Source organism: Anaerophaga thermohalophila str. Valhall, from assembly GCF_000250735.1.
Classification (GTDB): Bacteria; Bacteroidota; Bacteroidia; order Bacteroidales; family Marinilabiliaceae; genus Anaerophaga; species Anaerophaga thermohalophila_A.
In genome coordinates this window covers 1-10,473 of record NZ_AHZV01000249.1, presented here as the reverse complement: position 1 = coordinate 10,473, position 10,473 = coordinate 1, and the positions used below count along the sequence as shown (strand labels likewise).

General features: G+C 43.6%; 7 protein-coding genes. 3 read left to right on the top strand and 4 right to left on the bottom strand.

Annotated elements, in window-relative coordinates; all coding sequences use genetic code 11:
* Positions 1-71 precede the first annotated feature (71 nt).
* From OQ5_RS24730 to OQ5_RS0113285, 3 genes are all read left to right on the top strand, one after another.
* Positions 72-4,436: a PKD domain-containing protein gene (locus OQ5_RS24730; RefSeq protein WP_016777960.1), complete on the top strand. Its 4,365-nt coding sequence runs from the start codon at positions 72-74 to the stop codon at positions 4,434-4,436.
* 295 nt (positions 4,437-4,731) lie between these two features.
* On the top strand, positions 4,732-5,796 hold the full coding sequence (locus tag OQ5_RS0113295; protein ID WP_100221931.1) for a PorP/SprF family type IX secretion system membrane protein: 1,065 nt from the start codon (positions 4,732-4,734) through the stop codon (positions 5,794-5,796).
* Between the two features lie 1,197 nt (positions 5,797-6,993).
* Entirely contained in the window at positions 6,994-7,230 is a 237-nt protein-coding gene (locus tag OQ5_RS0113285; protein ID WP_016777957.1) for a hypothetical protein, read from the top strand.
* 168 nt (positions 7,231-7,398) lie between these two features.
* Here OQ5_RS0113285 and OQ5_RS0113280 read toward each other — a convergent pair whose 3' ends face one another.
* The 4 genes from OQ5_RS0113280 to OQ5_RS0113265 form a co-directional block, all read right to left on the bottom strand.
* Positions 7,399-8,688 (bottom strand): glycosyltransferase, encoded by a 1,290-nt coding sequence (locus tag OQ5_RS0113280; RefSeq protein WP_016777956.1) that lies wholly within the window; start codon positions 8,686-8,688, stop codon positions 7,399-7,401.
* Positions 8,689-9,309 (bottom strand): OmpH family outer membrane protein, encoded by a 621-nt coding sequence (locus tag OQ5_RS0113275; protein WP_016777955.1) that lies wholly within the window; start codon positions 9,307-9,309, stop codon positions 8,689-8,691. It abuts the gene before it with no gap.
* A 107-nt stretch (positions 9,310-9,416) separates the two neighbouring features.
* Complete coding sequence (locus OQ5_RS0113270; protein WP_016777954.1) at positions 9,417-9,737, bottom strand: hypothetical protein; 321 nt, start codon at positions 9,735-9,737, stop codon at positions 9,417-9,419.
* Positions 9,738-10,143: 406 nt separating this feature from the next.
* On the bottom strand, positions 10,144-10,473 hold a 330-nt coding region (locus OQ5_RS0113265), incomplete at its 5' end, for an FtsB family cell division protein (RefSeq protein WP_016777953.1).

The following is a 10,473-nucleotide window of genomic DNA, read 5'->3' as shown; positions in this document are numbered from 1 at the left end:
CCGGAAATACACCTGAACCTTATGAAACAGGACGATGGAGCGTCGTTCAGGGAAGCGGGGATTTTGAAGATTTGAATGATCCGACGACCAGGGTAACCGGTATCGGGCTGGGAACCAATATTTACCGCTGGACTATCTATAATGGCAATTGCTCTTCATCAGCTGATCTGAAAGTCATTAATCAGCAGGTTGAAGCGTTTGCCGGTAAGGATACTGTTTCCTGCGACCGGTATGTAAATCTTAATGCCGATCCTGTTCCTTCAGGCTATACAGGGCTCTGGACAGTAGAATCCGGTGGTGGCGGTGCTGTCTTTGACGGGTCCACCAGTGACCCCAAGGTGGGCGTTCAACTGGCCGAAGGAGAAAATCTTTTACGCTGGAATGTGGTTCACGACCAGTCGGGTTGTTCTTCTTCCGATGTTGTCAGTATACTGATCAATGCGGTGGATAATGTGGATGCCGGAGGAGACCAGATAATCAATGATGGCAGCGGTCAGGCCACAATGCAGGCACAATTGCCGCCTCGTGGAACAGGCCAATGGACCATTATTTCAGGTGGCGGTGATATTGTTGATCCGTCAGACCCGAATACGGTCATTGAAAATCTTACCAGAGGCCCCAATATTTTCCGTTGGACTGTCTCTATTGGAAATTGTACCGATTATGATGAAGTAGAAATCGTTAACGGCGATGTTATCGAGGCCGATGCAGGGCCTGATATCTTCACCTGTAATGACGAAGCCGATATGCATGCCAATGATCCTGAAAATGCCATCGGAAAATGGACATTGGGTGATTACGGGGCCGGTAAATTTGAAGATGACAGAGACCCGCAAACGCGCGTTTACGACATTGGCCCCGGAGAAAATGAGTTTGTATGGACAATTTCCTATGGTCAGGGTACATCATCCTCCAGCGATACCATAATTGTTACCAACAACCGCCCCGATGAGGCCAGGGCAGGTTCTGACGATTACACCTGCAGCGACAGCTATACATTGCTCGGTAATACACCGGATCCGGGTATGGGAACGGTTTCATGGAAAATTATTTCAGGTAGCGGAACGCTTGTTACTCCTGATCAGCCCGAAACAGAGGTGACCGGTCTTTCGCAAGGTGAAAACAGGTTCGTTTATACAATTGAAAAAGGGTCGGGGAATAATGTTTGTTATTCTTCTGATACGGTGAGTATTATTAACGGGCTCGCTACAGAAGCTTATGCCGGAGAAGATCAGACACTGTGTACCGATAGTGTGAAACTGGAACCCAATGTTCCTAATCATGGTACCGGTGAATGGCGTATCCTGGAAGGAGCGGCCGAATTTGACGGAAACATGGCCCGTAACATTGCGCGGGGAACCAATCGTTTCATGTGGGTCATCTCAACCGAATATTGTTCTTCTGTTGATACAGTTACCATTATTAATAATGAACCTTCCATTCCTCATGCAGGCCGCGATATTGCTGTCTGTGTTGATAGTGTAACACTTTCGGGGAGTCTGGATGTATACCATACCGGAGAATGGACACTTATATCCGGTTCGGGTGATATTGAAAACCCGACAGCACCGGATACAAAAGTTACAAATCTTGGAGTCGGTGAGAACAAATTCAGGTGGACCATTACCAACGGGAACTGTTCAGATTTTGACGATGTAGTCATCAGGAATGACTTTAAAGAAGCTATTATCCGGTACGATGCATCAACTCCTCTGTGCGTTGATTCAACCGTTCTTGAGGCCAATAATCCCTTACCCGGGATTGGCACCTGGGGTATTATCGGCGGTGGGGGATCAGCCGAATTTGATGACCCGGAAGATCCATACTCTGTGGTACGAAATCTTGAACAGGGAGAAAATTTTATTACCTGGAGTATAACCAACGGAGAATGTACCGATGTAGATACCATCAGAATTATTAACAACCGGCCTACCCCTGCCGATGCCGGAGATAATGCCGCCACATGCGATAACTTTGTTTATCTTTCTGCCAATACACCCAGTGTTGGAAACGGAAGCTGGACGATAAGAAACGGTAGTGGTGAGTTTTCATCTCTGACCGATCCTTCGGCAAGAGTAGATGATCTTAAGTTTGGTGCCAATGTTTTCCGATGGACCATAGAGCATGAGGGGTGTAATTCGTTCGATGACGTCCAGATCGATTACAATACCATCCAGGCAAGAGTAGGTGACGACAGAACCATTTGCTCAGATACTGAAATACTCCAGGGGAACAACCCATCGCCGGGTACCGGAACCTGGACGGTTGCCGGAGGTACCAGTCAGGCTGTCTTTGACGATATAAATGATCCCAACACCACTGTTCGCAATTTGCGTAAAGGTACTAACAGATTGCGTTGGACGATCAACTACAAAGGTTGCCAGACTTATGAGGAGGTAGCTATTACCAATGCTTCGCCCAGTACCGCCTATGCAGGGAATACTCAGCGACTTTGTGAGGATGAGACCGTTCTTGATGCCCTGGAACCCGAGATAGGTACCGGTCGATGGGAAGTAATTGCCGGTTCTGCAACCATTGCGTCTTCAGATATCAATAATCCTAAGGCAAGCGTTACTAATCTTGCCAAAGGAGATAATGTGCTACGCTGGACCGTTGAAAACGGAATATGTGAGAGTATTGACGATGTGCTGATCATCAATAACCTTCCCTCTACGCCTTTTGCCGGAAGTGATCTTGAGGTTTGCGAACCCAATCACGACCTGATGGCAGCTACGCCCGAATATGGCGAAGGATATTGGTCTGTTGTTGAAGGTGGTGGCTACATATCGGATGTTACAGACCCGAGAGCCGAGATACGCAATCTTGTACCAGGCGTTACCCGTCTTAAATGGACGGTAAGTAAAGGGCAATGTACACTCTCTGATGAGATTGTTATTGAAAATAATACGCCGACACAAGCCAATGCAGGGCCTGATGTAGCCGATTGTAAAGATTGGGCACAGCTGGATGCCAACCCGGCGATACATGGTACCGGTGAATGGTATATCGTATCGGGGACAGGCACATTCCAGAATCCGGCCGATGAAGGGACTGTGATAGAAAATCTTGGCTTTGGTGAAAATATCCTTATGTGGGAAATCTGGAATGGAGAATCCTGCTTCTCCAGGGATACTGTTAAGATATTTAATAAAGTTCCGGAACAAAGCGATGCCGGAAATGATAAGACCATTTGTGAAAACTATACAACGCTAAACGGAAATTATCCGCCGGAGCCTGCTATTGGCACGTGGACGGTTGTGAGTGGTGCCGGCGATTTTGATGATCCTCATTCACCCAGTTCTATCGTCAGGAATATCGGCTTTGGTGACAATCTTTATAAATGGACGGTATCTTATGAAGATTGTGTGACTGAAAGTACCGTTACCATTACAAGTAACAAAACGGATGCGTATGCCGGAGAAGATATGGTCGTTTACGATCCCGAGGCCATGCTGAATGCCAATAACGTGGGAGAACTTGATGCCAGTTGGGGAATTGTGGGTGGAACCGGTGAATTTGAAGACCCAACCTTCTTTAACACCCTCGTTTCAGGATTAAGTGAAGGTATTAATACCTTCCGATGGACCATTAATGTAGAAGGATGCGAATCTTATGATGATGTGAGTGTCGAATATCGTCCGACCCCTGATGCAGGCTTTATTACCAATGTAGATGAAGGCTGCTGGCCACTGGAAGTTATTTTTACAAACTACTCGGTTGGTGTACAGGAAAGGGATTATCATTGGGACTTTGGCGATGGAAGCAGCAGTGGTGACCAGAATCCGACGCATACGTTTGAAGATGCGGGTGATTATCCTGTTATATTAACTGTTCCCGGACCCGATGGCATTGAGGGACGTTACCAGAAAATTATCAGGGTACATGAGCATCCCGAAGCTGCTTTTAGTGTTATGCCGGAGGAAGTATATGTGCCCGGCGATGAAGTCAGATTTTTCGATCTTTCGGTTGGCGCTATTGAATATGAATGGCATTTTGGCGATGGAAATACATCCGACGAGCCACATCCGGTTCATGAATATGCCGAAAGCGGTGTTTATGATGTAAGCCTTCACGTTACAAATGAATTTGGGTGCGTGGACAGTACCACCATAGAAGGTGCCGTTACTGCCATTTCCAAAGGATTTATTAAGTTCCCGAATGCATTTAAACCCAGACCCGATGGCGGAAAAGAAAGCAGGCCGAGTGAAACAAATAACATATTTAAACCCGTATACAGGGATGTGGATACTTATCACCTCCAGATATTTAACCGGTGGGGACAGTTGATTTATGAATCCGACGATATTGAAGAAGGCTGGAACGGATTCTATAAAGGTCAGTTAGCACCACAGGCCGTTTATGTATGGAAGGTGAACGGAACATTTGTTAACGGGGAAGAATTCCGTGAAACAGGAACGATTTTATTAGTGAGATAAGCGCGTTTGCCAGGCAGAAGCTTTGATGCTGCGAGTTCAGAGTTTTGAGTTTCTGTTGAGTTAGCAGGCTTGTTGAGACGCACGGCCGTGCGTCTTTACTTGCCACCAAAAAAAGTTTCGTGTTCCGGGTTTTGTGTTCCTTCCATTGCTCATTGATAATTGAAAAATTCGCGTAAATGTTTGATATTTAAGGTGTATCCTCAACCTCAGCCTTAACCTCAATTGGTTATTGGTAACTGATAATTGATCATTGATCATTGAATCCATATCGCCTGATTGCTCAAAAGTTTATATTGTGAAAGAGAAGATTAGACATATTATCTTATTGTTGGGAATAATCCTGATAGGAGTGGGGGATGCTAAAGGGCAGGATCCGACTTTCTCGCAGGTTTATGCTGCTCCGGTTTATCTGAGTCCTTCTTTTGCCGGCTTAACCAACGGAAGCCGTGTTGCTCTGACATACCGGGATCAGTGGCCCGGTATTCCCAATACATACAGAACTTTATCCTTTGCTGCCGACCATTTTTTTGAAAAGTACAGCAGCGGCGTCGGATTGGTTTTTGTTCGTGATGACCAGGGAGGAGGACAGCTGATTACGCAAAACATCGGGTTGGTATATGCTTATGAGTTTCCTTTGACGCGTAAAATTTATATGCGTCCCGGACTTAATTTCAAATACTTTGAAAGAAAAATTGATCCTGCTTCATTGCTCTGGGGCGACCAGATAGGACCCGATGGTGATATTCTGGCGAGTGCCATAGGTGATTTTGAAAAAGAAAGTTATCGCAAATTCGATGCAGCGGCATCAGCAATGGTCTATAGTGATGATTTCTGGGGAGGTGTTGTGGTTGACCACCTGGTAAAAAGTGATTTCGGGTTTACCGATATTGAGTCGGCTCTGCCCATAAGAACCACTGTTTACGGCGGGGGAAAGTACCGCTTCAGAACAAGAACCAGAAACCAGGATGAAGTGAGTGGTACCCTGGCCTTTATGTATCGAATGCAGGAAGATTTCCAGCAACTGGACATAGGGAGTTACTGGTATATTAATCCCTTTGAACTCGGTTTATGGTATCGGGGCATTCCAATCGGCAGCAGTGAAGGGCTTACCAATAATGATGCGCTTATCTTTATTGTCGGGTTTAATATTGGAGATGTACGGTTGTCCTATAGTTATGATCTTACTTTATCAAGTCTGGCAGGACATAGTGGCGGTGCCAACGAGTTTTCGCTCATTTACCGGTTTTCGACCTCCGGCATTAATAAATCCCCCAGGGGCGCCATTCCATGTTCCGAATCGGGGAATGACTGGTTCCGCAATAAATCTACCTATAGAAGAGGCAGCAGAACGGTATTCTAAGGCTGAGGCTGAGGTCAAGGCTAAGGTTGAGGCTGAGGCTGCACCACAGAGAATCAGGCAGAAGGCAGAAGGCAGAAGGGATAAATTCAGAACTCCTGACTTAATAGCCAATTAAGATGTCGCAAATTTAGCTTCCTCTCCCACTAACCCTCTAACTCCCCTAAAGGGGAGAACCGGGCTGGGCCGGTAATTCACAAAAAATTAAAACCTGCGAATGGTACAATATCATAGGAATCGTGCGGTGGGATACCCCCTTTAGGGGGCCAGGGGGTAGCGCGAATGAGAAGATAATCGAATGTTCCAAATTCAGAACTTCTCATTAATAAGTAAATTCAGAAGTCGCAAATTTATTACACAAGATCATCCAGTTCATAAAAACCTAATCTGTACAAGCCAAAACCAAACAAATTTATACATTATCTGTCGCAGCTCCGCAGCTTTTTGTTTTTCTTATTACATAATTCTACCGTTCTGTCGCCGCTCCTCGGCTATTAACTGCTGATATAGGGTTAAAAGACTAAAACCGCGGAGCGGTGACAGAGCGGTAACGTTACCAATAAAGTCAGTAACAATTAACCGCGGAGCGGTGGCAGAGCATTAATTTTGCTAAAAAAACACGAATATCAGGGGTAAGACACTAAAGTTGCGTTTATCAACCTGGTTGAACAGGGGAAAAATGGAAACTGCATTTGCATAACTTCCCAGTTTTTTTGCAAAATTGCGTTAATTTATTTTACGATGGAAATCTTGTAAAATATTGATTATCAACTACGGATATGAAGCTCTGAAATTTTTGAATGACAGGAAGACCGCTTTTTTCATTCTGAAGGGGTACGACGAGGAATCTTTTTCAATGATCAATTACCAATTACCAATGATCAATGATCAATTAACTAATGAGGGTCTGCTGAATAACACTTAAAAAATTAATAATGAATTATTTATATCGCATAATTCTATTTAAGGTGCAAGGTTATTCATGCAAATCTTTAAAAATGTTTGCACCTGTAAATCAATAGATCGTGAGATTTTTAGATATAAGATGTAAGATGATTTTTACAACATTAATATACTGCATTTAAATAAACAAACCTCTTTAGGCTTAAACAATTGACCTGCAGTGTATTACAAAATTTAACGAAGTGTTGTGTAAATGTTAATTGTCAACATATCACTGTTCAAAAGAATGTAGTAATAATGAGCGACTTTATTTATTTAAAAGGTGCGGTGGCCTGTCCGCTTTCCGGGCCGGCGGATGGCGGGAAGCCAAAATGGGCGACGTTCATGGCCTTGCGCAATGGCCGGAAATTTTGGCTTTCGCGGGGAGCCAGGTTTAAGCGGACCAGACCTTTTTGGTTCTTTTTGGGGCAATGCCAAAAAGAACAATGGAAAATAAATTTGAAAAAGGTTGTTGACTTTTTCAGCAGCCTCTAATTAACCAATTAACGAATTCTTGCAAGGCAAGCGGCAGAGTCGAGCGAACCAGCAACCAGCAACCAGCAACCAGCAACCAGCAACCAGCAACCAGCAACCAGCAACCAGCAACCGGGGCCCCTGCACTCAATCCTCAATCCTCAATCCTCAACCCTCAACCCTCATCTCTCATCTCTCAATCCTCTTTCTTTCCAACTCCCGGTATTTTATCAGTAATTCCTTTTCGTCCAATATGTCATCAATGTTTTGACCGGCTTGTTCGAGGAGCGATAAAGCCGCATCGAAAACGTCTTTTTTGGCATAAAAATGCTCGTGAGAATAGTTAAGATACTTTACAATCCGGAAAGCATTAAAAACGCCAAAAAAACGCTTTAAAAACGTTTTATTGCTATTACTGTTTTTCCTTATGACGGATAGTTCTTCCCTGAAATTCGAATTGAGAAGAAAACTTCGCAGCGGGCCTGAAAGATTATAGGTCCATTCTTCAAATGATCCGGTGTTAATGTCTCTTAGTTCCTGAATTTTTGAAAACAAGCTGCCAAGGTCTTCAAATGCGAGAGGGTTGTATGTGGTACCCTGTCGACGGCTGCCTTCCAGGTGTTGCTTAATGCTGGCCCCTGTTCCGAATACAACCCTGTCCGATGGTCTTGGTGACGGATACACGGCTGTATTGTTTATCTCCCCAAAACCGCCGAGAGGAATTAGCTTTTGAAGGAAATAGAAATCTTCTCCTGCCTGTTTTTTGGGCATACCGCCGGCCTGAACATATTTTGATGCCCGAAACGTCATGCACGAGCCGATGGTATGATAAGCATAGGGAAATCCTGCTGCCCGCAGGGATTGAAGGTAGTATCTTAAGTGCAACTCGTAAAGCGTGATGGCTTCATAAACTTCGGATGGATATTCTTTCCCTTTCAGCGGATGTTCAAAATATATCATGGCTCCCTGATGCAAAGGGTCTTTGTACCATTCTTCTATTGCCCGGAAGTAATTCGGAGCTACCGGAGAATCGGCATCCAGACAGGTAATGATTCCATCGGGTTTCCCGATTTCATGATACCTTCTTACGGCTTCATCCAATCCGGTTTTTCGGGCCAGTCCCGCACCAAAATGTTTTTTACGCAGGTTGTAGGCTTCCAGGGGATGAATATGAAGCCGGTCGTTGCTTTTTTTGTTTTTATAGTTCAGGATTTCAGCAAAGCATTCTTTTTGTTTTTCAAGAATGCCGGGATCGTCACTTTCGGAGGTGTTGAGCACAATTATAACTTCGACTTGTCCCGACGGTGGGGTACAAGCATAAAGCGATTCCAGCGTTTTGAAAAGAAAATTTTTCTCCAGATAGGAAGGAATTACAACAATTAGTTTCAGGTCGGCGGGAGGTGGCGTTTCAATGCGAAATGCAGGAAAATGTTTTTCGAGGTAATTCTCAAAAACATCTTTCGGTTTGTTTTGTGCCATTCATTCTTCCTCGATTTCTTTCTGAGCCTTTTCGTAGCGTTCATTCAAAATGGCAACCACCTCGTCGGTAATGTTGAGAGCATCGTGGGCATAAAGCACATTGTCTCCCATGGTATTACTCAGTACCAGTTTCAGCGGATGCTTTTTGGTGTACTCTTCCAGGAAAGCAGTAATGGTATCTCTTAATTCTTTGTTCATTTGTTCCTGCTGCTTCATCAGTTCATTCGACAACTGGTTATTTAACTCCTGCAGCTCCTGCTCTTGTTGTCTTAATTTTCTTTCTTCTTTTTGAGCACGTTCAAGGCTCAGGAATGCATTGTTTTGAACCTTTCGCTGGAAAGCGCGCATATCGTCCTGAAATACCCTTGCACGCTCATTGAAATCGGCTCTTGACGATTCCTCTTTTTTCATCAGCTCCTCGTTAAGATACTGAGCATATTCATAATTCATTAACAATGAATCGGTATTGATGTAAGCTATCGGGTAGTCCTGTATCTCTTCTTTTGTGGTTTGTTCGTCTGCATCTTCTACCGATGAGGAGCCATCGGATAATACAAGGAAAAACAGGACAATAACTGCAACAAACAAAATAGCATTAAGGACGATAGATGTATTTTTCATAGCAGAAAATGAAAGTTAAATTTTAATTTTTAATGAGGACAAATATAACTGTATTGTTAAAATATTAAAAGGTTCTTCAGGGTTTTTGCTTTCCCGGGGATAAAATATCAGGTGAATTTCCTGAAACTTACATAGCCGTCAAGAACAGCTGAAACAGCTACGAAAATTATCCAGTAGGATCGTTCGTGATAAATGGCAAAGACTGCGGCAGCAAGAAATACTGCACTGGTCATTAATATTCCGTTTAATCTCTTGCGATGGGGTGCCGAAATAATGAAATTGTATACCCTGATCCCGAGAACGGGGATAAGGCCTGTTGCAAAGACCCATTGGGCCCCGGATATATCGGACAGATGCATTATGATGCCCGAAAGCACCAACACCATTCCGGCATAGTAGAGACCACTAAGGAAGCGAAGAATATTCATTAGTATATAATTTACTTAAGTTATTGGCATAATGGAACTCGCATGCAAGAACTTATCATTTTCTTGTTGTGACAAACTTTGCCATGCTCGTTTCATCTTACATTTAATAAGTTGTTACGGCTCTTAGAATTGTTAGTGTTGTTGATGTTGTTAATTATTGTTAGAGTGTAATATGATGTTTTATTACATTTTCTAACAGTTCTAACAATCCTAACAAGCTAACAGTCCTAACAGTCCTAACAATCTGTACTTCATGCTACCATCCTGCCCTTTTGCCCTCACCCCTTTCCACCTTTACTCTTTGCTCCATGCTCCATGCCCCATGCCCTATCTTCTGCCTAACCTTATCTTAAATCTTAATATCTTAATATCTAAAAATCTAATGATCTAAAAATCTAACACTCTGTTATTCCTCAATAACGACAAAAATATCTTCATCGGGTTTTTTCATGAGGTATTGTTCCCGGGCAAATTTTTCGAGATTTTCGGGATCGCTTTGCAGCTCCTGCATTCTTTGCTTGTTACTGTTTATTTCCTGTTGATAATGGATTTTTTGTCGCTCCAATTCTTTGATTCGCTGCGAAAGTTCATATCGTTCAAGCAGGTTGTTTTGATCAAAAAAACCTATCCAGATAATGAAAGCAAGAATGGCAATTACATACCTGTTTCGCAACAAGGGTAATACAAGCCTTATGGTTCGATTTAATGCTTTCATAGGTTTTCTAATTAGTGTCTG